This window comes from Sediminicoccus rosea (assembly GCF_033547095.1).
Lineage (GTDB): Bacteria > Pseudomonadota > Alphaproteobacteria > Acetobacterales > Acetobacteraceae > Roseococcus > Roseococcus rosea.
The window spans coordinates 4,906,226-4,932,037 of sequence record NZ_CP137852.1; the positions used below are offsets into that span (position 1 = coordinate 4,906,226).

Below are 25,812 nucleotides of genomic sequence, written 5' to 3' on the forward strand. Positions count from 1 at the left end.
CCTGGAGCAGGACGGATGACGCAACAAGCAGGACGGGCCGCCCCGGGCGCCGCGGGCGCGCCCAAGCGGCCCGTCCTGGCCGATGCTTAAAACTTCGATAAGCTAGCGTTCGCGCCAAAGATGCCTGGAGATGCATCGCAATGCATGCTTATGCATCCGCATGCGTGCGAAGACGCGGCAGCGCCCTGGCATGCGCTACGCGGCGGGGCCGGGTCCGTCCGTGTCGGAGGGCACGAGCAGGCCCCGGACCGCGGCGAGGGCGGCCGCGGCCTCGGGGGCGAGGCCCCGCGCGATGGCCTCGGCATCACAGGCGAGACTGTTCCCGGCGCCGACCGTCAACACCATGGCGCGCTCCGGGCTGGTCGGGCCGAGAAGGAAGCGCCCGACCAAGGAGGCGGGCAGGATATCCCCGAGGCCGCGGCCATTTTCCCAGGCGAGACGCCGCATCGCCTCGCCCTTCCAGGCGGGCTCTGGCTCGTCATCCAGGCGCAGCCCCATCAACCGCGTCGCCGCCACGGGACCACGAAGCGAGGAAGCGGCGGAGGATCCGATGCCATCGATCACCATGGCCTGGCCGGTGATGACGCCGTTGAGCACGCCGAAGGCCAGGCTGTCGCCATGCGCCTCCTCCTCGAGAGCCAGGTAGAGCAGGTGGTGCAGGGGAATGAGCGGCCCCTCGGCCCGCCAGGTGCCATGCAGACCGCCCTGCGCGGCCATCCGCAGCCCCCCCTCGCGCTGCCCGACACTGGCGAGGTAGCCGACCAGGCTGGGCCGTTCCGGCATCAGCACGCTCGCATGCAACAGGAGCCACAGGCCACCATACCGGGCCGTGGCGCTAGCGCCCGCCTCGGCGGCGGCGAAGCCGGGCAGCAACGACCGGGGCGGGGCGGCCGGCGCCTCCGTCGCCCGGGCGTAGCGCGCGGTGAACACGGCCACCGGCAGGCGCCAATCCGCCCGGGTGAAGCCCGGAATGACCTCCGCGATCGCCGCGGTCAGGGCCACCAGGCTGCTGGCGCCCGGCTGGATCTTGCCGGCCACCCAGCGCTGGGCCACCGACTTGTCCACGCCCACGCGCTGCGCGAGCGCCGCGCGGCTCCAGTTGAGACGGTCCAGCAGGACGCCGATCTTCTGCGCGAAATCCTGGATCTCGGTTGCAGGCCCCATGCCTCAACATGACACAATGGACAGGTCTGCCGGAAGGCCCGGCCCCCCCCCGGATCAGGCCTGGAACGGCGGCGCCGCGTCGAAGCCATTGGCCAGGATGCCGCGCGGCTTCACCATGTCATAGGGCCCGCGCGGCAGGTATTGCGCCGTCCCCGGCTCGGCCTGGACCACGCCATCACGCATCACCACCTCGCCCCGGCGGATGGTCATGACCGGCCAGCCCGTCACCTCCATCCCCTCATAGGGCGTGTAGTCGATGGCGTGCTGCATCAGCGCGTTGGTGATGGTGCGCTTCGCCTTCGGATCCCACAGCGCCAGGTCGGCATCGGCGCCGATGGCGATGCTGCCCTTGCGCGGGGCAAGCCCCATCAGCCGCGCTGGATTGGTCGCCGTCAGGCGCACGAAATCATCCAGGCTGATGCGCCCCTTGGACACACCCTCGCTGAACAGGATGGGCAGGCGGGCGGCGAGACCGGGAATGCCGTTCGGGATGTCCCGGAAGGTCGCGTCGCGGCCGTTCTGCGCCTTGCCCCTGTCGCCGCCGAAGCTGAAGGCGCAATGGTCGGAGGAGACGACGTCGAGCACGCCGCGCCGGATCATGTCCCAGATGCGCGCATGCTCGTCCTTGTCGCGCGGGGCGGGGCTGCACATGAACTTCGCGCCCTCGAAGCCGGGCTGGTCCATCTGGTCGGCGGTGAGCGCGATGTATTGCGGGCAGGTCTCGCCCCAGACCTTCACGCCGCGGGTCTGCGCGCGCGCGATCTCCTCCGCCGCCTCGGCGCAGCTGACGTGGAAGACCTGGATCGGCTGGTCCACCAGCTCGGCCAGCGCGATGGCGCGGTGCGTCGCCTCTCGCTCCACGACCGGCGGGCGAGACCAGGCGTGATACTTCGGCGCGGTCATCCCGGCGGCGAGCAGCGCCTCCGTGCGCCAGTTGATCGCCGCGTAGTTCTCGCAATGCACGGTGACCAGACAGCCATGCTTGCGCGCGGTCACCAGCACCTTGATGAAATCCGCGTCGCTCACGTGCAGCGGCTCATAGGTCAGGAACACCTTCAGGCTGCGCACGCCCTTCGCCACGAGTTGCGGGATCTCGCGCTCCAGCACCTCCTCCGTCGCGTCGCTGATGATCTGGTGAAAGGCGTAGTCCACCATGCCCTTCGCCGCGCGCGCCGAGCTGTCGGCGAAGCGCTCCAGCACCCCATGCCCCTTCCATTGCGGCACGAAGCAGACGACGGAGGTGGTGCCGCCGGCGAAGGCCGCGCGGCTGGCACTCTGGAAGCTTTCCTCGTTCACGCCGGAGGGCGAGGGCTCCTCGATGTGGCAATGGCTGTCCACGCCGCCCGGCAGGACGAGCAGCCCGGCCGCGTCCACGCTGGCGCCGCCCGCGGGCAATTGCTCGGCCAGGGCCACGATGCGCCCGCCCTTCACGCCGATGTCGCAGCGCGTGGTGCCGAAGCCCGTCGCCACCGCGCCGCCGCGCACCACCAGATCGTAATCCGTCATGAAGCCGTCTCTCCTCTTGCGCGGCCAGCATGGCGCGGGGAATTGATCCGGCGCAAGGACAGGCGGCGCTGGCCGCGCGCACCCTCCGGGCATGGACACCCTCGCCCGCCCCGCCCCCCCTGTCGCCCTCACGGCGAACCTGCCGCGCTACACCAGCTACCCGACCGCGCCGCATTTCGGGCCGATGGAGGAGGGTCTCTACCGCGAATGGCTCGCCGCCATGCCGCCCGGCTCGGCCCTCTCGCTCTACGTGCACATCCCCTTCTGCCATGAGCTCTGCTGGTATTGCGGCTGCCACACTTCGGTGACGCGCAATGATGCGCGCGTCGCGCGCTATGCCGCCGCGCTGGAGACGGAGGCCGGCACGCTGGCCCGCGCGCTGCCCGCCGATGGCATCGTGCAGCACCTGCACCTGGGCGGCGGCACGCCGAGCGCGCTGGGCGGCCCGCGGCTGACGAAGCTCATGGGCCGGCTGCGCGCCCTCTTCCCCTTCGCGCCCCAGGCCGAGCTCTCCGTCGAGCTGGACCCGCGCACATTGACACAGGAGGTGGTGGACGCGCTGGCCACGGCCGGCTTCAACCGCGCCTCGCTCGGCCTGCAGGACGCCAATGCCGAGGTGCAGGAGCGAATGGGCCGCGTCCAGCCGGCCGAGATGGTGGCCGCCGCCGTCACGCGGCTGCGCAACGCCGGCATCAGCCGCATCAACCTCGACATGATGTACGGCCTGCCCGGCCAGGATCGCGACCATGTGCGCGCGACCGCGGCCTTGGCGGCCGAGTTGGGCGCCGACCGCGTGGCGGTCTTCGGCTACGCCCATGTGCCCTGGATGAAGCCCTCGCAGAAGGCGATCCGCCCGGAGGATCTGCCCGGGCCCGAGGCGCGGCTGGAGCAGGCGGAATGCGCGGCGGAAGCGCTGCGCGCGGCGGGCTTCGTCAGCATCGGCCTCGATCATTTCGCGCGGCCCGGGGATTCCATGGCCCGCGCCAGCAAGGACGGCCGGCTGCGCCGCAACTTCCAGGGCTACACGACCGACCAGGCGGATCACCTGCTGGGCCTCGGCGCCTCCTCCATTGGTGCCACGCCGCGCGGTTATGCGCAGAACATTCCCGATGAGCGCGGCTATGTCGCGGCGGTGGAGGCCGGGCGCCTGCCCATCGCGCGCGGCCTGACGCTGACGGCGGAGGATGTGGTGCGCCGCACCGCCATAGAGCGCGTGATGTGCGACCTCGCCCTCGACCTCGATGCCCTGCCAGCCGCCGTGCTGGCCACCGCGCGGCCGGCGCTGGAGGCGCTGGAGGCGCAGGGCATGGTGCGCCTCAGCGGCGCCTGGCTGACCGTGCCCGAGGAATCACGCCCCTATCTGCGCCATGTGGCGGCCTGCTTCGATGCCTATCTGGGCCAGGGCAAGGGGCGGCACAGCGCGGCGGTGTAACTTGTCGAGAGGATGATTCACCGCTTCGGCGTGCCGCCTTTACGGATCATGCTCTAACCCTGGAGGAAGGGATTGGAGCGCCGCTCCGTCCCGAAATCCGAACCCGGGCCGTGGCCGCAGACGAAGGCGATGTCATCGCCCAGCGGCAGCAGCTTCGTCGTGATCGCGGTGATCAGCGCGTCATGGTCGCCATAGGGGAAGTCGGTGCGGCCGATCGAGCCCTGGAACAGCACATCGCCCACGAAGGCCACGCGCAGATCCTTGCTGACATAGACGAGGCTCCCCGGCGAATGGCCGGGGCAATGCAGCACGTCGAAGGTCTCGCCGCCGATGGTGATGCTCTCGCCCTCCTCCAGCCAGCGGTCGGGCACGAGGTTGCGCGCGCCGCGGATGTCATAGGCGCGGCCCTGCTGCTCCAGGTGGTCGAGCAGGATGGCATCGGCGCGGTGCGGGCCGGTCACGGCGATGCCCGTCTTCTCGCGCAGCTCATCCGCGCCGCCGGCATGGTCGATATGGCCATGCGTCAGCAGGATCTGCGTAAGCGTGACGCCGCGGGCGGCGATCTCCGCCTCGATCCGCGCCACATCGCCCCCGGGGTCGATCACCGTGCCCTGCATGCTCTGGTCATCCCAGACCAGCACGCAATTCTGCTGGAAGGGCGTCACGGGGATGATGCTGGCCTTGAGCGGCATGGTGGGCCTCCTTGGAAGCGCGCGCTGTATCATCCGCACAGGCGCGCGACAAACTACCCGGGCAGCCTGGCCACCACCCGCAGCCCGCCGCCTTCGCGGTTGGAGAGCGTCACGTCGCCGCCATGCGCGCGCAGGATGCTGCGCGCGATGGTGAGGCCGAGGCCGGTGCCGCCCGTCTCGCGGTTGCGGCTGGCCTCGACGCGGCGGAAGGGCTGGAACACCGCCTCCTGCTCCGCCTCGGGGATGCCGGGGCCGTCATCATCCAGGATCAGCACCGCGCCATGGTCGCGCTGCTCCAGCGTGAGCCGCGCCGCATCGCCATACTTCAGCGCATTGCCGACGAGGTTCGCCAGCGCGCGCTTCATCGCCACCGGGCGCAGCTGCAGCACCAGGTGCTCCGGCCCCGCATAGGCGATGCGTCCCGCATGGTCGGGCGACATGTCCACCGCCTCGTCCAGCACCGTGCGCGCGAGGCTCGCGAGGTCCACCGCGCCGGCCGGCTCGTTCGCCGCGTCGTCGCGCGCGAAGGTCAGCGTGGCGGCGATCATCGCCTCCATCTCCGCGAGGTCGGCCAGCATCTTCGCGCGCTGGTCGTCATCCTCCAGGAATTCGGCGCGCAGCCTGAGGCGCGTGATGGGCGTGCGGAGGTCATGGCTGATGGCGGCCAGCATCTGCGTCCGGTCGGCCACGAAGCGGCGGATGTTGCTCGCCATGGTGTTGAAGGCGGCGGCCGCGGTCGCCACCTCGCGCGGGCCATTCTCCGGCAGGGGCGGCGCGTTCACGCCCCGCCCCAGCCGCTCGGCCGCGGCGGCGAGGTCCGTCACCGGGCGCGTCAGGCGCCGCACCGCCCACCAGGTCATCAGCGCGGCGGCGAGCGACATGGCGAGGAAGGCGACGAGGAAGTTATCAGAATGCCAGGGGCGCGGCGGCGGCATCCGGATGGTGAGGTTCAGCCAGCCTTGGTCCGCGAAGCGCATGGAGACGGCGAAGCTGCTGCGCCCCAGCGCGCCCGAATGCACCTCGATGGGCCGGAAGCGGCGCGGCGGTGGCGGCAGCCCGCCGCCATCCAGCCGAAGCCCCGGCGGTGGCGGCCGCGGCGGCCCCTCCCCATCGGGGCGGCCACCCGGTGGCCGCGGCGGGGGGGGTGGGGGCGCGCCATCCAGGCGGAACCAATGCGCCAGCGGCAGCGGCACATGCGGCAGGCCCGGCGGCAGGGTGGAATGGGCGTCATAGGTGGCGATGAGCGTGGCGGGCAGCTCGGCCTCGGCGAGGATGGCGGGCCGGCGTTCGGGCGGTGCGGTCACCAGCGCGCGCCACAGCGCGAAGCTGCGCAGTGCGGTCTCCCGCGCCTCGGCCGCGCGCTGGAGTTCCACCCGGTCGAAGGCATGGATGGTCAGACCCACCGCCTGCACCACCATCAGCCCGAGGATCAGGACCAGCGCGGTGCGGCCGGCCAGGCTGCCCGGCCAGAGCCTCTTCATCGCAGGGGGCGCCTCATTCGGCGGCGCGCTCGGCCGTCTGCTCCGCGGGCGGGCCACGCTCGACCGTCGCCGAGAGGACATAGCCCCCGCCGCGCACCGTCTTGATGACCGAGGGGTTGCGCCCGTCATCCTCCAGCTTGCGCCTGAGGCGCGAGACGGCGACGTCGATGGCGCGGTCGAAGGGCCCAGGCTGCCGGTTGTGCAGCAGGTCCATCAGCATGTCGCGCGTCAGCACGCGGTTGGGGCGTTCCAGCAGCGTCGTCAGCAGCTCGTATTCCCCGCCGGTCAGCGGGACTTCCGCACCCTGCGGGTTGATCAGGCGGCGGCGCGCGGGCTCCAGCAGCCAGCCGGCGAAACGGATCTGCGCGCTGGCATCCTCGCTGTTCTGGGCCTGCGCCTGGGCGCCCTCGGCGCGGCGCAGCACGGCGCGGATGCGGGCCAGCAGCTCGCGCGGGTTGAAGGGCTTGGCCATGTAGTCATCGGCGCCAAGCTCGAGGCCCACGATGCGATCCGTCTCCTCGCCCATCGCCGTCAGCATGACGATGGGGATGTTGGACTGCCCGCGCAGCCAGCGCGCGACATCGAGGCCGGATTCGCCCGGCAGCATGAGGTCCAGCACGACCAGGCTGTAGCGCGCCAGCGGCCAGACCTTCCGCAGCTCCCGCGCGTCCCGCGCGAGGGTGACGCGCAGGCCCTGCTTCTCGAGGAATTTCCCGAGAAGCTCACGGATCTCACGGTCGTCGTCGAGGACAAGGATATGCGGGGCGGGTTCCATGGCGACGATTGTAACAGCCGCCCCCGTGTCAGTCCGTCGCCAATTGTAACGGCGTGATCAATGCGGAAACCGCCGCGTCCCGCCATCCACATGGATCACCTGCCCCGTGATGTAGTGCGCGAGCGGCGAGGCGAGGAAGGTGGCGAGCACGGCCAGGTCCCGCGCCTCGCCGATATAGCCCACCGGCACCTGGCTCTCGGCCCAGGCGCGGCGCGCCTCCTCGGTCGGCAGGATGCGCTGGTCGATCTGCTCGGAGCGGATGCGGCCGGGCGGGATGGAGTTCACCGTGATGCCGTCCCGCCCCAGGGTGCGGCTCAGCGCCTTGGCCCAGATATGGACCGCGCCATTGGGCGCGTTGGCGGCATTGATCATCCAGGCCTCGTCCTGGCCGGTGAGGTTGATGATCCGGCCGAATTTCTGCGCCTGCATCATCGGCACCAGGGCATGGGTGATGCGGCGGCCCGCGTGGAAGTTGATCTCCATCGCATCCATCCAGGCCTCGTCGCTGCCCAGCCCCTCCTGCGGGCGGGAGGAGCCGGCATTGTTCACCAGGATGTCGCAGCGGCCGAAGCGCGCCTGCATCGCATCGCGGATGCGCTCGCCCGCATCCTTCGCGGTGAAGTCCTGCTCGAGGATGAGCGGCTCGGCACTCGCCGGCAGCTCGGCGGCGAGCGTCTCCAGCAGCGGGCGGCGGCGCGCCAGGATGGCGAGGCGGCAACCCTCGGCCGCCAGCTCCTTCGCGATGGCGCGGCCTAGACCGGCCGAAGCCCCCGTGACCAGCGCCACCTTGCCCTGCAATTGAAGATCCACGGCGAATATCCCCCCAAAACGAAAAACGCCGCGGAGGTTGCCCTCCGCGGCGCGTTTGGGGAAGAGCGCCCGGCCTTACTCGGCCAGAGCCTTGTCCTTGCCCTTGCGGATGTTCGGCATGAGCATGAGCGCCAGCGCGAAGGCGGCGATGCCGAGCATGGTCGCCGAGATCGGGCGCTGGATGAAGACCGCCCAGTCGCCGCGCGAGAGCAGCATGGCGCGGCGCAGGTGTTCCTCCATCATCGGGCCGAGCACGAAGCCGATCAGCAGGGGCGCGGGCTCCAGCTTCAGCTTGTTGCACATGTAGCCGAACACGGTGAACAGCACGGTCATGTACACGTCGAACACGTTGTTGTTCAGCGAGTAGACGCCGATGCAGCAGAACACCAGGATCGAGGGATACAGGAAGCGGTAGGGCACCTGCAGCAGCTTCACCCACATGCCGATCATCGGCAGGTTGATGACCAGCAGCATGAGGTTGCCGATCCACATCGAGGCGATCAGGCCCCAGAACAGGTCGGGCTGCGCTTCCACCATGCGGGGGCCGGGCTGGATGCCCTGGATGATCAGCGCGCCCACCATCAGCGCCATCACGGCGTTGGAGGGGATGCCCAGCGTCAGCAGCGGGATGAAGCTGGTCTGCGCCGCGGCGTTGTTGGCCGCTTCCGGACCGGCCACGCCCTCGATGGCGCCCTGGCCGAACATGTGCCGGCCCTTCGACATCTTCCGCTCCATCATGTAGGAGCCGAAGGCCGCGAGCGAGGCGCCACCACCCGGCAGGATGCCGAGGAAGGAGCCGACGACCGTGCCGCGCAGCACCGACGGCGTCGCGCGCTTGAACTCCTCCTTGGTCAGCCAGAGCGAGCCCACCTTGGAGCTGAGCACCGAGCGCGATTCCGGGCGCTCCAGGTTCAGCACGATCTCGGCGATGCCGAACATGCCCATGGCGATGGGCACGAAGCCGATGCCGTCCGAGAGTTCAGGAATGCCGAAGGTGAAGCGCTGCTGGCCGGTCTGCACGTCGGTGCCCACCAGGCCGAGGGCCACGCCCAGCACCACCATGCCCACCGCCTTGATGATCGAGCCCTGCGCGAGAACGCAGGCGATGATCAGGCCTAGTAGCATGAGTGAGAAGTAGTCGGCCGGTCCGAAGCTCAAGGCCACCTGCGTCAGCAGCGGGCCGGAGGCAGCGACCAGGATGGTCGCGACGGAGCCGGCGAAGAAGGAGCCGAGTGCCGCGGTGGCGAGTGCCGCCCCCGCGCGCCCGTTGCGCGCCATCTTGTAGCCTTCGAGCGTCGTCACCACCGACGACACCTCACCCGGCAGGTTCAGCAGGATGGCCGTGGTCGAGCCACCATACTGCGCGCCGTAGAAGATGCCCGCCAGCATGATGATGGCGGTGGTCGCAGGAAGCCCGAAGGTGATGGGCAGCAGCAGCGAGATCGTCGCCACCGGGCCGATGCCCGGCAGCACGCCGATCGCGGTGCCGATCAGCGCGCCCAGCAGGGCGAAGCTGATGTTCTGCAAGGAGAGCGCAACGCCGAAGCCATGCGCGAGGTTGGTCAAAAGCAGTTCCATGGTCGCTATCCCCTATCCCGCACTCAGCTCTGCGGCCACAGATTCACACGGATGTCGAGTTCGTAGATGAAGACCCAGTAGCAAAGCACCAGCAGGAAGACGAGGAGGCCGGCGACGCCCTTCTTGGTGTGGGTGTGTTCGGCCGCGCAGCTCACCAGGATCACCGCGGTCAGCGCGGCGAAGAAGCCGCCCTTCTCGAGGATGAGCCCGAACAGCGCGACGGCGGCGCAGATGATGGCGAGCAGCTTCCACCCGGCGGAGATCGCCAGCACCAGGAAGCCCACGATGATGCCGAGGCCGACCGCGTTGTAGGTCTGGCCGAAGAAGCCCCAGACGGAGGGCGAGAGCTTCCAGGCCAGCGTGCCGGCGGCGATGCCCAGCGCCAGGCTGCCCCAGTCCAACTTCGTCCACTTCTCCAGCGGATCGGGCCCGCTGAACAGGCTGAAGAAGATCACCAGCGCGCCAAGACCGGCCTGGATATAGAACACCATCATGGGCATGTAGCCCGGGCCCATGCGGCGGGCCGTGCCCAGGCTGTGATCCTGGTTGAGGTAGAGCCCCACGAGCGCGACCAGCACCAGGAAGATTCCTGAGGCCAGATCCTTGGCGTTGATCTTCAACTGCATAAGCCAGACTCCCAATCGTCGTGCCGGACCTTCCGGCATTTCGAACGAACTGCCAAGCGCCAAGCGCGCCTGGGACCAAATCTTACGAATCAGTCAGGTTGCGCGCCACTTTCGCGAACCAGCACGGCCCAGCTCGCGACCTCGGCGGTGACAAAGGCCGCATATTCCTCAGGCGAGAATTCCCCCGGCGTGCCGCCGATTTCAGCAAACCGCGCGCGGACCTCCGCCGTCGCGAGGATCGCGCGCACCTCGCGCGAGAGGCGCTCAACCACGGGTTGCGGCATCCGCGCGGGCCCCGAAAGTCCGAACCAGGAACTGGTGACCAGATCGTAGCCCTGCTCGCGCAGCGTCGGCACATCGGGGAAGGAGGGATGGCGCTCGGCGCTGCTCATCGCCACCGCGCGCACGCTGCCCTGGCGGATATGCGAGGCGGCGGAGGGCAGGCTGTCGCTCATCAGCGGCACCTGGCCGCCGATCACCGCCGTCATTGCCGGGCCCGCGCCACGGAAGGGGATGTGGTTGATCTCGCGCCCCAGGATCTGACCCATGCGGACGATGAGCAGGTGGTTGGAGCTGCCCGCGCCGCTGCTCGCCATGTCCAGCCCGCGCGGGCTGGCGCGGTGGATGCGCGCGAAATCCGCCATGTTGGAAATGCCCGCGCGCGGATTCGCGACGAAGACCGAGGGGTTGAGCGTCAGCAGCGCGATATGGCTGAAGTCACGCACCGCATCGTAGCGCATGTTCGGATAGAGCGTGGGCGAGATGCCGTGGCTCGCGATGTTCGAGAGCACGAGCGTGTAGCCATCGGGTGCGGCCTGTGCCGCCAGCAGGCTGCCCACCGTCGCCCCCGCGCCGGGCCGGTTCTCGATGATGATGGGCTGGCCCAGGCGCTCCTGCAGCGGTGTCGCCACCAACCGCGCGATGAGGTCGGTCGTCCCGCCGGGCGCGAAGGGGACGATGAGGCGGATGGGCTGGGCGGGCCAGGCCTGCGTGGCCGAAGACTGGGCAAGCGAAGGCGGCGCCGCCAGCGTCGGCGACAGGCTCGCGGCCATCAGCGCATGGCGGCGCGTCAGCTTCCCGGACATCCTGCACCCCCGTGATTGTGGCCCGATTGAGGCCGATCGTTGCGGGCGCTATCGCACGCGGCCCGGCGCGATACAAGCGGCATGGCTGGACAGCCCGTGAGGCCGGGGAGAGGATGCCGCAACGCAGCGAGGCCCCGAACATGCTCACCAATGATCCCGCCACCCGCATCCGCGAACAGGCCGCAGCCCTGGAGCCCCGCCTGATCGAGCTGCGGCGCGACATCCACAGCCATCCCGAACTCGCCTTCGAGGAGGTCCGCACCGCCGGCATCGTTGCTGCCGAACTCACGCGCATGGGCATCGCGCACCGCACCGGCGTGGGGCGCACCGGCGTTGTCGGCATCATCGAGGGCGCGCGGCCCGGCCCCACGCTCGGCCTGCGCGCCGACATGGACGCGCTGCCGATCCATGAGGAGACCGGCCAGCCCTTCGCCAGCAAGCTCGACGGGAAGATGCACGCCTGCGGGCATGACATCCACATCGTCACCCTGCTGGGCGCGGCCGAGATCCTGAACGGGCTGCGCGAGAATCTCGCCGGCCGCATCGTGCTGATCTTCCAGCCGGCGGAGGAGGTGCTGGAAGGCGCGCCGGCCATGATCGCCGATGGCGCGGCGGATGGCCTCGACATGGCGATCGGCTTCCACAACCACCCGGACAAGCCGGTCGGCAGCTTCGGCTTCGTGCGCGGCCCCTCGCTCGCCGCCTCCGACCGCTTCGACATCATCCTGCGCGGCAAGTCCGGCCATGCGGCGCACCCCTATGCGGCGGTGGACCCGATCGTGGGCGCGGCCCATCTCATCACCCAGTTGCAGACGGTGGTGGCGCGCGAGCAGAAGCCGCTGCATCCCTGCGTCGTCACCGTCGGCATGTTCCAGGCCGGCACGACCTACAACATCATTCCCGAACGCGTTCACCTGAAGGGCACGGTCCGCACCCTGCATGCCGAGGCGCGCGACGTGGCGGAAAACGCGATCCGCCGCCTCGTCGAGCACACCGCCGCCGCGATGCGGATGGAGGCCACCATCACCTATCGCCGCATGGTGGCGAGCCTGGTGAATGACGACCGCGTGCTGGAGCCCGCCATCGCCAGCGTGCGCGCCCATTTCGGCGAGGTGGTGAGCGAGGGCGTGCCCTCCATGGGGGCCGAGGATTTCTCGGCCTTCGCCGAGCGCGTGCCCGCCTTCCACCTCGGCGTCGGCGCCGGCGCGCCGGGCCGCGACGACAAGCTGCACAATGCCAACTACCAGCCGGATGAGCGCTGCATCGCGCTCGGCGTGCAGGCGCTCTCCCGCATCGCGGTGGACATGCTCTCGTGAGGATCGCGGAGCTTTCCGCCCCCGAGGTCGCGGCGCGGATCGCCGAGGGCTGCGCGGTGCTGCTGCCCATGGGCAGCACGGAGACGCATGGACCGGCCCTGCCGATGGGCGACTATCTCTTCGCCGAGGGCATCGCGATGCACATCGCGCGCTCCGCGGGCGATGTGCTCGTGGCGCCGCCGCTGGCCTTCGGCGGCGCGGATTTCTTCCGCGGCGTGCCGGGCGGCGTGGCGCTGAGCACGCCCACCCTCACCGCGCTGGTCACCGAGATCCTGGTGGCGCTGCATGAGGGCGGCGCGCGGCGCATCCTGATCATCAACGGGCATGGCGGAAACATCCCCGCGATCGAGGACGCGCAGCGCGCGCTGCGCCACCGCCATGGCGCCATCATCCCCGTGCTGCACCTCTGGAAATCCGCCGGCGCCTGGCAAACGGAGCTGGGCGGATCGCCCGATGCGCTGGGCCATGGCGGCGATCCGGTGGCCTCGGTGGGCATGCATCTGCGGCCCGATCTCTGCCAGCCGGCGCTGCTGCGCCCGCGCGCCGCGCCCGAGCCTTTCCTCGGCCTGCCGGTCAGCGGCTTCGGCACCATCCGCGCCCCGGCGGGGGATGCGGGCGTGGATTTCGGCGTGCCCATCGAATTGCCGGAGATCGCACCCGGCGGCGTCCAGGCGAAGGATCCCTCGGGCGCCAATCCGGAGCTGGGCGCGCGCATCGTGGCGCGCCATGTCGCCGCCGCCACCGCGCTGCTCGCCGCCATGAAGGCCCCCGCATGAAGGTCACGATCTTCGGCGCCGGCGCCATCGGCAGCCATGTCGCCGCGCGCCTCGCTTCGCGCGGGCGGTCCGAGGTCAGCGTCATCGCGCGCGGTCCGCAGCTGGAGGCGATCCGCGCGCGCGGCATCACCGTCGAGGCGCCGGACGCCACCTTCACCGCGCATCCCCGGGCCGAGCAGGACCCCGCCGCGCTCGGCCCGCAGGATGCGGTGATCGTTACCGTGAAGGCGCCCGCCGTGACCGGCGTGGCGGAGGCCATCGGCCCGCTGCTGGGGCCCGAGACGCCGGTCGTCTTCGTCATCAACGGCATCCCCTGGTGGTGGGGCGAGAACCTCACGAGCCTCGATCCCGGCGGTGTGGCGCGGGCGCGCATCGGCCTGCCGCGCACCATCGGCGGCGTGGTCTGGTCCGCCTGCACCGTGACGGAACCCGGCGTGGTGCGGGTGCAGAGTGCCGCCAACCGCGTGATCTTCGGCGAGCTGGACAACCGCATGTCCCCGCGCCTCCAGGCGCTGGCGGACGCGCTGGAAGGCCCCGGCATGGGCGGCGTCGCCACCACCGACATCCGCACGGCGATCTGGACCAAGCTGCTCAACAACCTGACCAACGGCCCGATCTGCCTGCTGACGCGGCAGGACATGAAGACCACCTTCAGCGACCCGGCGGTGCTCGCCGCCGCCAAGGCCGTGATGCATGAGGGGCTGGCCATCGCCGCAGCCCTCGGCCACCCGGTGCCGGGCGACCCGGAGGCGCAGATCCTCCGCTCGGTCGCGCTCGCGCACAAACCCTCGATCCTGCAGGATCTGGAAGCCGGGCGGAGCCTGGAATTCGAGGCGCTGCTCAGCGTCCCGCTGCAATTGGCGCGCGAGGCGGGGGTTGCGACCCCCACCTTCGAATTGCTGGTCTCCCTCGCGCGCCAGGCGGCGCGCTTCGGGTGATTACCGCGCCTTGACCGGCCGGTTCGCGTGGCTGTCCGCCGGCACGCCGCGCGCCAGCGACATGTGGCTGTGCACCGCGATCCAGGGCTCGGGGCCATCCCCGGGCACGAGGATGAGCGTGGTGCGGCCCGGCCGGTCGAAGCGTGCGCCGTCCGGCGCATAGCCGGTCGAGGTGAAGGGCGCGATGGCGACGGCCATCTTCCCGTCCGGACTGGCCAGAACGCGCGTCACGTCCAGCCGGAAGGTGAAGTCGGTCGTCTTGGGCCAGACCGATTCCCATTGCCGGTCGCGGAACACCTCCAGCCCCTCGACGATGGGCTGGACCGTCCCGAAGGCGATGATGCGCGGGTGCCAGAACGGGTAGGCGCTGCGGTAGTCCACCTCGCGCACCGTGGCCGAGAAGCGCGCGAGCCAGTCCAGGATGGCGTCGCGGATGGCGGGCGGCGCCTCCGGCAGGGAGGGGGTGGGCAGGGCCGCTGTCACGGGCGGGCCCGGCGGGCGGGGGCGGGCCGGTTCAGCGCCGCGAGCGCGGCCTCGATTTCCGACTGCGCCTTGCCCCGGTCATTGGCGAAGAGGGCGGCCCGCGCGGCGGCGATATGGCCCACCGGCCCGGTCTGCACCGGCTGGCCCGCCTGGGCGGGGACGGTGCTGCGGGTCAGCAGGCGGGATTCCGCGCGCTCCAGGAATTCATTGGCCTGGCCGGCGCGGCCGGCGCGCAGCGCGGTGCCGGCCGCGCGAAGCTGCGCCGCCGCGTCATCCAGGCTCGCCGCATCGGCATCCGCCGCGTCCCGGCGCTGGGCCTGCACGCCCGGCGGCACATCCGGGTTGCGGCGCTGGCGCTGCAATTCCTGGATGGAGTCGGGCACCGTCGCCTGCGCCATCAGGTTGGGCGCCGGGTGGTTTTCCCCGTGATGGGCCAGGGCCGGCACGGAGACGGCCAGCAGCAGCGCGGCGGCCAGCGGGAGATGACGCATGGGTGAAGTTCCTATCCGACAAGCGCCTTGAGATCGGCCTGCGGGCGGGCCCCGTAATGGCTGATCACTTCGGCGGCGGCGATGCTGCCCCAACGCCCGGCCTCGGCCAAGGGCTTGCCCATGGTCCAGGCGGCAAGGAAGCCGGCGGCATAGGCGTCGCCCGCGCCGGTCGTGTCCACCACCGTGGTCGGCTGCGCCGGCACCACATGGCGCTGCCCGCCCGAGAGGATGACGGAGCCGTGCTCGCTGCGCGTCAGCGCCGCGATCTCGACATCCTGCGCCACGCGCTTCGCCGCGACCTCGAAGTCATCGGTCTCGTAGAGCGCCAGGATCTCGGCCTCATTGGCGAAGAGGATGTCGCATTCCTCGGCCACGAAGGCGCGGAAGGCGTCGCGGTGGCGGCCGACGCAGAAGGGGTCGGAGAGGGTCAGCGCCACCTTGCGGCCGGCGGCATGGGCGGCCTTGGCCGCGGCGCGGAAGGCGGCCTGGGCGGCCGGCGGGTCGAAGAGATAGCCCTCGAGATAGACCACCTTGGCACGCGCGACCTCGGCCGCATCCACATCCGCGGGCCCGAAGGTCACGCAGGCGCCGAGGAAGGTGTTCATGGTGCGCTGGCCGTCCGGCGTCACCAGGATGAGGCAGCGCGCGGTGGGCGCGCCGGACGCGAGCGGCGCGGTCGGGAAATGCACGCCCGCCGCCTTGATGTCGTGCGCGAAGACCTGGCCCAGCTGGTCGGCCGCGACCTTGCCGAGGAAGCCGACGCGGGCGCCCAGGGCGGCCGCCACCGCGCAGGTGTTGGCGGCCGAGCCGCCCGAGCTTTCCACGCCCGCCGGCATGGCGGCGTAGAGGGCCTCGGCCTGGGCGGTGTCGATCAGCTGCATCCCCCCCTTGGGCAGGCCACGCCCGGCCAGGAAGGCGTCATCAGTGGGGGCCAGGACGTCCACGATGGCATTGCCGATGCCGAGGATGTCGAGGGAGGTGAGGCTCATGCGGGCTGTCTTCCTGGTGAAGCGGAGCCCCCCGGGTAGCCTCCCGCTCCGGGAAATGCAAAGCAGGGCCGGAATCTTCACAGACGGACGTTGCCCGGCCACGGCGGCGCGTTATACACCCCGTCTTCGCTCGGATATTGAAGGAACGCCTGCATGTCGATCTTCGGTCGCAAAAAGGATGACACCCCCGACTCCAACCAGGAGGGGACGAACGGGCCCGCGCAGCGCGATTCGGAACTGACGATGCCGAGCTACCGCGCCCCTGCCGCCAACAGCGCGCCCATGGGCCTGCCGCCCAAGCCCAGCAACGCCCCGGTCCGCCCCGGCGTGCCGGCCCCGGCCGCCATGCCGGCCCGTGGCGGCCCGGTGACGACCAACGCGAATGAGCGCCGGACGCTCATCGTCGGCCGTGGCATCAGCCTCCAGGGCACGGTCGCCGATGCCGAGCGCCTCGTCGTCGAGGGCACGGTCGAGAGCCAGATGATCCAGGCGGCCGAGCTCTCGGTGGCGCAGACCGGCGTGTTCCGCGGCGAAGTCCAGGTCGAGGACGCCGAGATCGCCGGCCTGTTCGACGGCACGGTCACCGCGCGCGGCAACCTGATCGTCCGCGCCACCGGCAAGATCAAGGGCATGGCGCGCTACAAGAAGCTCTCGGTCGAAGAAGGTGGGCAGATCGTCGGCAGCATGGAAATGCTGCAAGGCGAAGGCTGAACCACTTCCTGCCCCGCCGCCCCCGCGGCGGGTTTCCCTGACTTCAGGACACCCCCCGCTCAGGACCCTCGGGCATGGCGCGCCGCCTGATCCTATCCCTCTTCGCGCTCTCCGCCTGCACCGGCGGGCCGGAGCGGGAGCGGGAGGCCGCCGAGGCCATCCTGGACTCGCACCGCGCCAGCCTCCAGGCGCTCGGCGCCCCAGCCCCCGCATCCCGGCCGCGCGCGGCGCCCCTTCCCGTGGGGCATTCCCACGCCGCGGCCTCGCTCCTCGGCGCCTCGCCCGAGGCCGTGCGCGCCGCGTTGGGCGAACCCATGCTGCGCCGCACCGAAGGCCCGGCCCAGGTCTGGCTCTATTCCGGCGGCGGTTGCCAGCTCGACATCGTACTCTACGCCGGCGAGGCCGGGCCGCGCGTCGCCCATGTGCAGGCGCGGGCCGGCGGCCTGGCCCAGCGCAGCGAGACCTCCTGCCTGCGCGACATCTCGGCCCAGGCGGCGAATCCGCGCCGTGCGGCCCCGCCCAGCATCCCCCCCGCGCCCGCCCCTCTCGCCGAGGAAGCCGGGTCGGACGCCTGACCCGGAGCCCATGAAAGGGAATCGGGCGCGATGATCGCCTACCTCGATGCCTTCGTCCCCGCCTTCGGCCTGCTGGCGCTCGGTGCGCTGCTCAAGCGCCGCCTGCTGCGCGAGGACGCCATCTGGGCCGGGATCGAGCGGCTGATCTTCTGGGTGCTGCTGCCCGCGCTGCTGGTCGCCGCCATCGGCTCGGTCAAGCTGGGCGAAGTGCCGGTCTTCGGCATGATGGCGGCGATCTGGACCGCCCTCGGCCTCGGCACCGCCGCCTCCCTGCTGATCGCCCGCGCCTTCCGCCAGCCCCATGCCTCGATGACGAGCGTGCTGATGGGCGGCATCCGCTTCAACAACCTGATCGGCTTCGCCGTGGCGGGTGCGCTGTTCGGGGCGCCCGGCATCGCGCTCGGCGCCGTCGCCACCGGGCTGATCGTGCCCTTCGTGCAGTTCGTGACCAACACGGCCTTCGCCGCGGGGGGCGGGCGGCGCTTCCAGCCCTGGCCGGTGCTGCGGCAGATCCTGATGAACCCGCTGATGCTGGCCTGCGTTGTCGGCTTCGCGGTGGCCTGGGCCGGCGGCCTGCCACCCGGGGTGAAGCCCCTGCTGGAGGCGCTGGGCCGCGCCTCGGTGGCGCTCGGTCTGCTCGCGGTGGGCGCCGCGCTCTCGGTCGGCGCCATGACGGACCGGCTGCCGCTGCAACTCGTCACCGCTGCGCTCAAGCTCATCGTCATGCCGGCGCTGACGCTCGCCTTCTGCCTCTGGCTGGGGCTGGAGCCGCTCTCCATCGCCATGGCGGTTCTGTTCATGGCGCTGCCCACCGCCGCCACCTCCTACGTCATGGCCCGCGCCATGGGGGGCGACGCGCCGCTGATGGCCGCCATCACCTCGACCGAGCATGTGCTGGCCATCGTCAGCCTGCCGCTCTGGCTGCTGCTGGTGAAGCACCTGACGGGGCTGGGCTGAGGGCGGCCGGGCAACGCAATCTTCACGCCTCCGCCGCTAGGGAAGGTTGCGAGAAGAGGATCCGCCGCCGCCCATGCCAAGCACCGCAACCGCCCCCGCCCCTGCCCTTGCCGCAACCAGCGGCACCAGCCCCGGCCGCCCTCTGCCGGCGCCGCGCAAGGATCCCACGCTGCTCCATGCGCATGCCGCCATGGCCTCCATGCTGGAGCATGGCCTGGCGCCCAGCCCGGCCAATTACCTCGTCTGGTTCAGCTTCCACAGCGATTCGGCCCCCGGCCTGCGCGCCGAGGTCGAGCGCCGGCTCGCCGCCCAGCCCCGCGTCACGCAGGAGATGATGGAGGAGCTGCATCTGCAATTCTTCACGGCCGACCACGAGGCGCTCTCCCTGCGGGAGGTGGCGTCGCGGCTGGAGGTGGCGGTGCACGAGGCGATCGGCCTCGTGCAGGACACGCGGGAGGATGCGCTGCGCTATGGCGGCACCCTGGCCCAGGCCTCCGACCGCATGGGCGGCGAGCCGGAATCGCTCAACGCCCTGCTGCGCCGGCTGGCGGCCGAGACGCTCGAGGTCTCCCGCCGCAGCGAGGCGGCGGCCCGCAACCTGGCCGAGACCGCCCGCAAGACGCAGGAGTTGCGCCACGAGCTGGCCGAGGCGCGGCGCCTGGCCGGCACGGACCCGCTGACCGGCCTCGCCAATCGCCGGCATTTCGACCAGGCGCTGCGCGAACAGCTGGGCGAGCGGCGGTCCACCGCGCTGCTCATGGTGGACCTCGATCACTTCAAGGCGGTGAACGACACCCATGGCCACCCGGCGGGCGACCAGGTGCTGTGCCGGCTGGCGGACATCCTGGCCGAGGCGGCCCCCGAGGGCGCCGTCGCGGCTCGCTTCGGCGGCGAGGAGTTCAGCCTCATGCTGCCCTGCGCGATGCTGCGCGAGGCGATGGCGGTGGCCGAGCAGATCCGTGGCCGGATCGCGCAGGCCGCGGTGCAGCTGCCGGGCGGCGCGCAGTTCATCAGCGTCACCGCCTCGCTCGGCGTGGCGATGGCCCAGCCGGGCGAGCGGCCGGCGCAGCTCATCGCCCGCGCCGATGCCGCGCTCTACGAGGCCAAGCGCGGCGGGCGCAACCGCGCCTGCAGCGACCCGCCCTCGCCCTCGCCCAAGGCGGAAAGCGTCTGGAACTGAGGGAAACACCCTTGGAAGGGCGCGGCGGGGGTCGCATGATGGCGCCTGCTGTCCATCGCATGAGAGAGCCCGCCATGCCCTTCACCCGACGCCGCCTCGCCCAAGCCGGGCTGGCGCTTCCCCTCGTGCCCGCCGCCGCGGCCGCCCAGACCTTTCCCGACCGGCCGCTGCGCTGGGTGGTGGGCTATCCGCCGGGCGGCGCCTCGGACACCTTCGCGCGGCTGATCGGCGCGCAGATGGCGACGCGCCTCGGCCAGAGCGTGGTGGTGGAGAACCGCCCCGGCGGCGGCGCGCTGCTGGCCAGCGAGATGGTGGCCCGCTCCCCCGCGGACGGCCACACCTGGATGCACGTGGACAACGGCATCCTGACCTACAACCCCGCGCTGTTCTCCCGCCTGCCGATGAACCCGGACACGGATTTCACCGGCGTGGGCTTCATCGGCCGCTTCCCGCTCTACATCGTGGTGCGGCCCGAGGGTTCGCCGCGCAGCTTCGCCGATTTCCTCGCCGCCGCGCGCACCCGGGCGCCCACCTATGGCACGCCCGCGGTCGCCTCGCCGCATCACCTGGCCATGGAGCTGGTGCGCCGGCGCACCGGGCTCGATGCCACGCATGTCCCCTATCGCGGCGGCCCCGCCGCCATGCAGGACCTGCTGGCGGGCAATGTGGATTCGGTGGTGATCGACACCGCGACCGGCCTGCCCTTCATCCGCGACGGGCGCGTGCGCGCCCTGGCGGTGCTGAGCGACGCGCGCAGCCCGCAGGCGCCCGATGTGCCCACCATGGCCGAGCTCGGCCACGCCAACACGGTCGCCTATGGCTGGCAGGGCATGTCGGTGCCGGCGGGCACGCCGGGCGCGATCATCCAGCGCCTGTCCACCGACATGATCGCCGCCATCCAGTCGCCCGAGATCCAGGCGCGCATGACCACGCTCGGCATCGAGTACCAGCCCTGGACGCCCGCGCAGTTCAACGCCTTCGTCCAGGCCGAGAACGCGCTCTGGCGCCCGCTCATCCGCGAGCTGGGTATCCGGCTGGACGGCTGAGACGGGCGTGGCTGCGGGCGCGTGACAAGGCCACGCGCCCGCACCGCCTCAGTACATGTGCTGGCCGCCGTTGATGGACAGCGTCGAGCCGGTGATGAAATCGGCCTCGTCCGCCGTCAGGAAGACGACGCCCCGCGCGATGTCCTGCGCGGTGCCGAGGCGCCCGCGCGGGATGCGCGCGATGATCTTCTCCAGCACGTCGGCCGGCACGGCGCGCACCATCTCGGTGTCCACATAGCCGGGCGCGATGGCGTTCACCGTGATCTGGTTGCGGGCCCCCTCCTGGGCGAGCGCCTTGGTGAAGCCATGGATGCCGGACTTGGCGGCGGCGTAGTTCACCTGGCCGAGCTGACCCGCCTGGCCGTTCACCGATCCGATGTTCACGATGCGGCCGAACTTCGCGGCGCTCATGTTGTCCCACACGGCCTTGCACATGTTGTAGCAGGAGCCGAGGTTGGTATCGATCACGTCATCCCACATCTGGCGCGTCAGCTTGCGCATCATCGCGTCGCGCGTGATGCCCGCATTGTTGACCAGGATTTCGATCGGCCCGTGCTCCTCCTGCACCTTGGCCACGGCGGCCAGGCAGGCGTCGAAGTCGGAGACGTCGAACTTGATGCAGGGGATGCCGGTGCGCTCGGTGAACTCCGCCGCCGCCGCGTCATTGCCGGCATAGCTCGCGATGACACGCCGCCCTGCGGCCTTCAGGCCCTCGCTGATCGCCGCGCCGATGCCGCGCTGGCCACCCGTGACCATTGCCAAACGTGCCATGTCCAACCCTCCCTGGGATGCGTCCTGCTGTGACGGATGAGCGCGCCGTCCGCCTTGATCTGTAACAAGCGCCGCGGGCGCGCGCCACAGAAACCGGCCGGAAGGCAGGCCGGCTACTTGCGCCGCAACTGGAACAGCGCCTGCTGTCCGAACAAATTGGCGAGGCGCACCGAGCGCTTCCAGGGCGCCTTCAATCCGCGCTCATCCACGGCGAGCCAGCGCTCGATCACATAGCCCTCCATCTCCGCCAGGGCGAAGAAGTCGAGGATGGTGCAGGGATGGATGTTGGGCGTCTCGTACCAGGGGCGGGACCAGGTCTCGGTGTCCGGCATGCGGCCGCCCAGCAGCAGTTTCCACCGCACCTCCCAATGGCCGAAATTCGGGAAGCTCACGATCGCGTGCTGGCCGATGCGCAGCATCTGGCGCAGCACCTCGCGCGGCTTTTCCACGGCCTGCAGCGTGCGGCTCAGCACCACATAGTCGAAGGCGCCGTCGGGGTAGAAGGCAAGGTCGTTATCCGCGTCGCCATGGATGACGGCGAGGCCCTGCGCCACGGCCTCCGTCGCCTCGCGCATGTCGATCTCGATGCCGCGCGCATCCACATTCTTCTCGGCCGCCAGATGCGCCATCAGCGCGCCATCGCCGCAGCCGATGTCGAGCACGCGGGCACCCTCGGGGATCATCTCCGCGATGAGGCGCAGGTCGAGCCGCATGTTCTTCGCGACATACTGGATCGTGCCGTCGCGCATCATCGCCGCTCCGCCCAAAGGTCATCCTCGCTCCAGCCGAGCGCCGCGAATTCCGGCGCGCGCAGATGCGCCTCGCCCCAGCAGTAGAATTCGTCGAGCTGTGGCGCCGCGCGGCCCAGCATGGCGTGTGCCTGGCCGCGATGATGGATCTGGTGCTGGAAGAGATGCAGCAGCAGCCGATCCGTCCGCTCGCGCTGCACGCGATGGCCGCGCTGCACCTCGATGATGCGGCCGAGATCCTTCTCCCGCAGCGCCTCGCACCAGGCGATCAGCCGCCGGTCCACCGCCGCCTGCGCGGCTTGCAGCGAAGCCACGTCCCGGCAGGGCTCGCGATCCGCCCAGGCGGCGGGGCCCAGCGTGCCGCCCTCCAGCGCGTCCACATAGAAGTGATCGATGATGAGGATGTGGTTCAGCGTGGCGCGGAGCGAGGGGAAGAAGCCCGTGCGCTCCTGCTCGAACTCCGCCTGTGAAAGTCCCGCGCAGAATCCCAGCAGGCGATGATTGGCCCAGGCATTGTTGCGCGCCTGCGCGCGCATCAACAGCGCGCCGCTCATACGCCGAGCGCAGCGGCTGCGCCCGCGAGAAACCCGCCCAGCGCACGATGGAATTCCGGCTCGTCCAGCAGGAAGGCGTCATGCCCCTTGTCGGTCGTGATCTCGACGAAGCTGACCCGCGCGGCGGCCGCGTTCAGCGCGCGCACCAGGGCACGGCTCTCGCTGGTGGGGAAGAGCCAGTCCGACGAGAAGCTCGCCACGAAGAAGCGCGTGGGCGTGCCGCGGAAGGCGTTGGCGACGGTGCCGTGCTCATTCGCCAAGTCGAAATAATCCATGGCGCGCGTGATGGTCAGGTAGGAATTCGCGTCGAAGCGGCGGACGAAGGTGCTGCCCTGGTGGCGCAGATAGCTCTCCACCTGGAACACATCCTCCAGGAAGGTCAGCGCGCTCGCGCCCTGCAGGCGGCGGCCGAATTTCCGCGTCAACGCCGCCTCGGAGAGGTAGGTGATGTGCGCCACCATGCGCGCGACCGAGAGGCCCTGCGCGGGGATGCGCCCATCCTCCCAGTAGCGCCCGCCCTTCCAGTCCGGGTCGGAATGGATGGCGGCGCGGCCCACCTCGTGGAAGGCGATGTTCTGCGCCGAGTGATGCGTGGCGCAGGCGATGGGCGCGGCGGCGAAGACGCTCTCCGGGTAGGTCGCCGCCCATTCCAGCACCTGCATGCCGCCCATGGAGCCGCCGATCACCGCCAGCAGCCGCGCGATGCCCAGATGCTCGATCAGCTTCTTCTGCGCGCGCACCATGTCGCGGATGGTGACGGTCGGGAAATCCGTGCCCCAGGGGCGGCCCTGGGGCACGCCGTTCTCGTCCGTCATCTCCTCGCGCGGGCCGGTGGAGCCCATGCAGCCACCCAGCACATTGGCGCAGATGACGAAGAAGCGGTCCGTGTCCACCGGCTTGCCGGGGCCGATGATGGCATCCCACCAGCCATCCTTGCCGGTCACCGGCTGGCGCTCGGCCACATACTGGTCGCCCGTCAGGGCGTGGCAGACCAGGATGGCATTGCTGCGCGCCGGGTTCAGCCGGCCATAGGTGCGATAGGCGACCGCCAGCGGCCGGATCACGGCGCCGCAATCCAGCGTCAGGCCCTCGGGCAGGACTGCGCGCTGGTGCTGGACCTCCGGGAAGGGGGCGATTTCGTTCATGGAAGGCCAGAGATAAGGCCTGCCTTGCCCCGGGGCAACTTGGCGCGCGGCGCCGGCGCCGCTATGCCTCTCGCACCCATGTCCGAACCAAAACCCGACCCCGACACGCTGGAGGCGCTGCGCGCCGAGATCAACAGCCTCGACGACGCGATGCATGACCTGCTGATGCGCCGGGCCGAGGTGGTGCACCGCCTCAGCGCGAGCCAGGCCAAGCCGGCCGGCACCGTGCTCCGGCCGGGGCGCGAGGCGGCGATCCTGCGCCGGCTGCTGGCCCGGCATGCCGGCCCCCTGCCCCGGCCCGCCCTGGTGCGGCTCTGGCGCGAGCTCTTTGCCAGCTCCGTCGCGCAGCAGGGCAATTTCAGCGTGGCCCTCCCGGCCGACCCGGCCTTGGCTCGCCTCGCCGCCGAGCATTTCGGCGTCACCACGCCGCAGCGCCAGCACCCCTCGCTCGGCGCCGCGCTGGCCGCGCTGGGCCACCGCGAGGCGAGCATCGCCGTCCTCCCCTGGCCACGCGAGAGCGACAACGCGGCCGAGGAATGGTGGACGCGCTTCGACGCGCAGCACCTCTCCGTCATCGCCCGCCTGCCCTTCGTCTCCGACCGCGAGCCGCCGCTGGAAGCCGCCGTGATCGGCCTGCACCCGGCCGACCCTTCGGGCCGCGACGCGACTTTGCTGCGCGTGGAAATGCCGGGCGAGCCGAGCCGCTCCGCCCTGGCCGCGCATTGCGGCGCGGGCCGCGTGCTCATCATGCGCCGCGGGCCGGGCTTCACCCGCGCCCTGGTCGAGACGCTGGAGACGCCGCCCGCCGGCGCCACCATCCTCGGCCGCTACGCCATTCCCGAACGAGGGACCAAGTGACCATGAACGCCCTGCTGCCGCGCCCCTCCATCCTCTCCATCGAGCCCTATGTGGGCGGCGAGTCGAAGATCCCGGGCGTGAACCGGATCATCAAGCTCTCCTCCAACGAGGGCGCCTTCGGCCCGCCGCCGATGGCGCAGGAGGCGATCATCGCCAGCGCGCGCGAGGCGCATCGCTACCCCGATGGCGGCGCCACGAAGATCCGCGAGGCGATCGGCGCCAAGTTCGGGCTCGACCCCGCGCGCATCGTCTGCGGCAATGGTTCGGACGAGCTGATCGCCTACCTGATCCTTGCCTATGGCGGCGAAGGCACCGAGCTGATCATGCCGGCGCACGGCTTCGTCATGTATGACCTGACCGGCCGCTATGCCGGCTGCCGCGTCATCAAGGTGCCCGAGAAGAACCTGCTGGCCGATGTGGACGCGATGCTCGCCGCCGTCGGCCCGCGCACCAAGCTGGTCTGCCTGGTGAACCCCAACAACCCGACCGGCGCGCTGCTGCCGCAGAGCGAGGTGAAGCGCCTGCGCGCCGGCCTGCGCGACGACATCCTGCTGATCCTGGATTCCGCCTATGCGGAATACGTGACGGACCCCGATTACGACCCCGGCCAGGCGCTGGTGGATGCCTCGGGCAACACCGTGATGACGCGCACCTTCAGCAAGATCTTCGGCCTGGGCGGGCTGCGCTTGGGCTGGGCCTACATGCCGCCGCAGGTGGCGGACGTGCTGGCGCGCATCCGCGGCCCCTTCAACGTGAACGCGACGGCCATGGCCGCCGGCATCGCGGCGCTGGCCGAGCCGGGCTGGATCGAGCGCAGCGTCGCCCACAACACGGAATGGCGCGCCAAGACCGTGGCCGGCCTGCAGGCCGCGGGCATCAAGGTCTGGCCGAGCGCCTGCAACTTCATCCTCGCCGATTTCGAGGATGTGGCGAAGGCGAAGGCCGCCGATGCGGCGCTGCGCGCGCGCGGCATCATCGTCCGCGGCGTGGGCGGCTACAGCCTGCCCACCTGCCTGCGCATCACCATCGGCACGGCCGAGGAGTGCCAGATGGTGATCGAAGGCCTGACCGAATTCATGAAGAATGTTTGACGCCCTGGCGCGACGTGCGCGTTCGTCGGATCC

The 25,812-nt window shown here is 70.8% G+C and carries 27 protein-coding genes; 11 read left to right on the forward strand and 16 right to left on the reverse strand.

What is annotated here, in order from left to right; genetic code table 11:
- Positions 1–195: 195 nt before the first annotated feature.
- Together R9Z33_RS23630 and hydA are read right to left on the reverse strand one after the other, a co-directional pair.
- Positions 196–1,164, reverse strand: a complete 969-nt coding sequence (locus R9Z33_RS23630; RefSeq protein ID WP_318649034.1) for a helix-turn-helix domain-containing protein — start codon at positions 1,162–1,164, stop codon at positions 196–198.
- Positions 1,165–1,218: 54 nt separating this feature from the next.
- Positions 1,219–2,670, reverse strand: coding sequence for a dihydropyrimidinase (gene hydA, locus R9Z33_RS23635; RefSeq protein ID WP_318649035.1), 1,452 nt, complete (start codon positions 2,668–2,670; stop codon positions 1,219–1,221).
- Positions 2,671–2,761: 91 nt separating this feature from the next.
- Between hydA and hemN the strand changes: the two genes are divergently transcribed.
- Positions 2,762–4,102 (forward strand): oxygen-independent coproporphyrinogen III oxidase, encoded by a 1,341-nt coding sequence (gene hemN / locus R9Z33_RS23640; RefSeq protein ID WP_318649036.1) that lies wholly within the window; start codon positions 2,762–2,764, stop codon positions 4,100–4,102.
- 53 nt (positions 4,103–4,155) lie between these two features.
- Here hemN and R9Z33_RS23645 read toward each other — a convergent pair whose 3' ends face one another.
- The 7 genes from R9Z33_RS23645 to R9Z33_RS23675 form a co-directional block, all read right to left on the reverse strand.
- Positions 4,156–4,794, reverse strand: a complete 639-nt coding sequence (locus R9Z33_RS23645; protein WP_318649037.1) for an MBL fold metallo-hydrolase — start codon at positions 4,792–4,794, stop codon at positions 4,156–4,158.
- A 53-nt stretch (positions 4,795–4,847) separates the two neighbouring features.
- Complete coding sequence (locus tag R9Z33_RS23650; protein ID WP_318649038.1) at positions 4,848–6,275, reverse strand: ATP-binding protein; 1,428 nt, start codon at positions 6,273–6,275, stop codon at positions 4,848–4,850.
- Between the two features lie 13 nt (positions 6,276–6,288).
- A complete protein-coding gene (locus R9Z33_RS23655) occupies positions 6,289–7,050 on the reverse strand; it encodes a response regulator (protein WP_318649039.1) in 762 nt (253 codons plus the stop codon).
- Positions 7,051–7,107: 57 nt separating this feature from the next.
- The gene (locus tag R9Z33_RS23660; RefSeq protein WP_318649040.1) at positions 7,108–7,860 is read right to left on the reverse strand and encodes an SDR family NAD(P)-dependent oxidoreductase; all 753 of its coding nucleotides are present in this window, start codon (positions 7,858–7,860) and stop codon (positions 7,108–7,110) included.
- Between the two features lie 75 nt (positions 7,861–7,935).
- Positions 7,936–9,438 (reverse strand): tripartite tricarboxylate transporter permease, encoded by a 1,503-nt coding sequence (locus R9Z33_RS23665; RefSeq protein WP_318649041.1) that lies wholly within the window; start codon positions 9,436–9,438, stop codon positions 7,936–7,938.
- A 23-nt stretch (positions 9,439–9,461) separates the two neighbouring features.
- On the reverse strand, positions 9,462–10,064 hold the full coding sequence (locus R9Z33_RS23670; RefSeq protein WP_318649042.1) for a hypothetical protein: 603 nt from the start codon (positions 10,062–10,064) through the stop codon (positions 9,462–9,464).
- Positions 10,065–10,153: 89 nt separating this feature from the next.
- Positions 10,154–11,149 carry a Bug family tripartite tricarboxylate transporter substrate binding protein gene (locus R9Z33_RS23675; protein WP_318649043.1) on the reverse strand — a complete coding sequence of 332 codons (996 nt, stop codon included), beginning with the start codon at positions 11,147–11,149 and terminating at the stop codon, positions 10,154–10,156.
- A 113-nt stretch (positions 11,150–11,262) separates the two neighbouring features.
- On the opposite strand from R9Z33_RS23675, the gene R9Z33_RS23680 reads away from it, so the two are divergent.
- From R9Z33_RS23680 to R9Z33_RS23690, 3 genes are read left to right on the forward strand one after another with little or no spacing between them, the layout of a single operon-like run.
- Positions 11,263–12,465: a M20 metallopeptidase family protein gene (locus R9Z33_RS23680; protein ID WP_318649044.1), complete on the forward strand. Its 1,203-nt coding sequence runs from the start codon at positions 11,263–11,265 to the stop codon at positions 12,463–12,465.
- Positions 12,462–13,241 carry a creatininase family protein gene (locus R9Z33_RS23685; RefSeq protein ID WP_318649045.1) on the forward strand — a complete coding sequence of 260 codons (780 nt, stop codon included), beginning with the start codon at positions 12,462–12,464 and terminating at the stop codon, positions 13,239–13,241. The genes R9Z33_RS23680 and R9Z33_RS23685 overlap by 4 nt, the downstream gene beginning before the upstream one ends.
- Positions 13,238–14,179, forward strand: a complete 942-nt coding sequence (locus R9Z33_RS23690) for a ketopantoate reductase family protein (protein WP_318649046.1) — start codon at positions 13,238–13,240, stop codon at positions 14,177–14,179. Before R9Z33_RS23685 ends, R9Z33_RS23690 begins: the two co-directional genes overlap by 4 nt.
- Here R9Z33_RS23690 and R9Z33_RS23695 read toward each other — a convergent pair whose 3' ends face one another.
- The 3 genes from R9Z33_RS23695 to R9Z33_RS23705 are packed head-to-tail and all read right to left on the reverse strand — an operon-like array spanning position 14,180 to position 16,142.
- Positions 14,180–14,662: a YybH family protein gene (locus R9Z33_RS23695; protein ID WP_318649047.1), complete on the reverse strand. Its 483-nt coding sequence runs from the start codon at positions 14,660–14,662 to the stop codon at positions 14,180–14,182.
- The gene (locus R9Z33_RS23700) at positions 14,659–15,153 is read right to left on the reverse strand and encodes a hypothetical protein (RefSeq protein WP_318649048.1); all 495 of its coding nucleotides are present in this window, start codon (positions 15,151–15,153) and stop codon (positions 14,659–14,661) included. Before R9Z33_RS23700 ends, R9Z33_RS23695 begins: the two co-directional genes overlap by 4 nt.
- Positions 15,154–15,164: 11 nt before the next feature.
- The gene (locus tag R9Z33_RS23705; RefSeq protein ID WP_318649049.1) at positions 15,165–16,142 is read right to left on the reverse strand and encodes an adenosine kinase; all 978 of its coding nucleotides are present in this window, start codon (positions 16,140–16,142) and stop codon (positions 15,165–15,167) included.
- 153 nt (positions 16,143–16,295) lie between these two features.
- Between R9Z33_RS23705 and R9Z33_RS23710 the strand changes: the two genes are divergently transcribed.
- From R9Z33_RS23710 to R9Z33_RS23730, 5 genes are all read left to right on the forward strand, one after another.
- Positions 16,296–16,853, forward strand: a complete 558-nt coding sequence (locus tag R9Z33_RS23710; RefSeq protein ID WP_318649050.1) for a bactofilin family protein — start codon at positions 16,296–16,298, stop codon at positions 16,851–16,853.
- Positions 16,854–16,927: 74 nt separating this feature from the next.
- Positions 16,928–17,428 (forward strand): hypothetical protein, encoded by a 501-nt coding sequence (locus R9Z33_RS23715; RefSeq protein ID WP_318649051.1) that lies wholly within the window; start codon positions 16,928–16,930, stop codon positions 17,426–17,428.
- A 30-nt stretch (positions 17,429–17,458) separates the two neighbouring features.
- Positions 17,459–18,385 (forward strand): AEC family transporter, encoded by a 927-nt coding sequence (locus R9Z33_RS23720; RefSeq protein ID WP_318649052.1) that lies wholly within the window; start codon positions 17,459–17,461, stop codon positions 18,383–18,385.
- A gap of 73 nt (positions 18,386–18,458) precedes the next feature.
- The gene (locus R9Z33_RS23725) at positions 18,459–19,565 is read left to right on the forward strand and encodes a GGDEF domain-containing protein (protein ID WP_318649053.1); all 1,107 of its coding nucleotides are present in this window, start codon (positions 18,459–18,461) and stop codon (positions 19,563–19,565) included.
- A 74-nt stretch (positions 19,566–19,639) separates the two neighbouring features.
- Positions 19,640–20,611 (forward strand): Bug family tripartite tricarboxylate transporter substrate binding protein, encoded by a 972-nt coding sequence (locus R9Z33_RS23730; protein ID WP_318649054.1) that lies wholly within the window; start codon positions 19,640–19,642, stop codon positions 20,609–20,611.
- 48 nt (positions 20,612–20,659) lie between these two features.
- Here R9Z33_RS23730 and phbB read toward each other — a convergent pair whose 3' ends face one another.
- From phbB to metX, 4 genes are all read right to left on the reverse strand, one after another.
- Positions 20,660–21,382, reverse strand: a complete 723-nt coding sequence (gene phbB, locus R9Z33_RS23735; RefSeq protein WP_318649055.1) for an acetoacetyl-CoA reductase — start codon at positions 21,380–21,382, stop codon at positions 20,660–20,662.
- A 113-nt stretch (positions 21,383–21,495) separates the two neighbouring features.
- Positions 21,496–22,095, reverse strand: coding sequence for a methionine biosynthesis protein MetW (gene metW / locus R9Z33_RS23740; protein ID WP_318651693.1), 600 nt, complete (start codon positions 22,093–22,095; stop codon positions 21,496–21,498).
- 35 nt (positions 22,096–22,130) lie between these two features.
- Complete coding sequence (locus tag R9Z33_RS23745) at positions 22,131–22,667, reverse strand: DinB family protein (protein WP_318651694.1); 537 nt, start codon at positions 22,665–22,667, stop codon at positions 22,131–22,133.
- Between the two features lie 14 nt (positions 22,668–22,681).
- Complete coding sequence (gene metX / locus R9Z33_RS23750; RefSeq protein ID WP_318649056.1) at positions 22,682–23,830, reverse strand: homoserine O-acetyltransferase MetX; 1,149 nt, start codon at positions 23,828–23,830, stop codon at positions 22,682–22,684.
- A gap of 78 nt (positions 23,831–23,908) precedes the next feature.
- Here metX and R9Z33_RS23755 point away from each other — a divergent pair, with 78 nt between their 5' ends.
- Both R9Z33_RS23755 and hisC read left to right on the forward strand, forming a co-directional pair.
- The gene (locus tag R9Z33_RS23755; RefSeq protein ID WP_318649057.1) at positions 23,909–24,688 is read left to right on the forward strand and encodes a chorismate mutase; all 780 of its coding nucleotides are present in this window, start codon (positions 23,909–23,911) and stop codon (positions 24,686–24,688) included.
- A 2-nt stretch (positions 24,689–24,690) separates the two neighbouring features.
- Positions 24,691–25,779, forward strand: coding sequence for a histidinol-phosphate transaminase (gene hisC, locus R9Z33_RS23760; protein WP_318649058.1), 1,089 nt, complete (start codon positions 24,691–24,693; stop codon positions 25,777–25,779).
- Positions 25,780–25,812 lie beyond the last annotated feature (33 nt).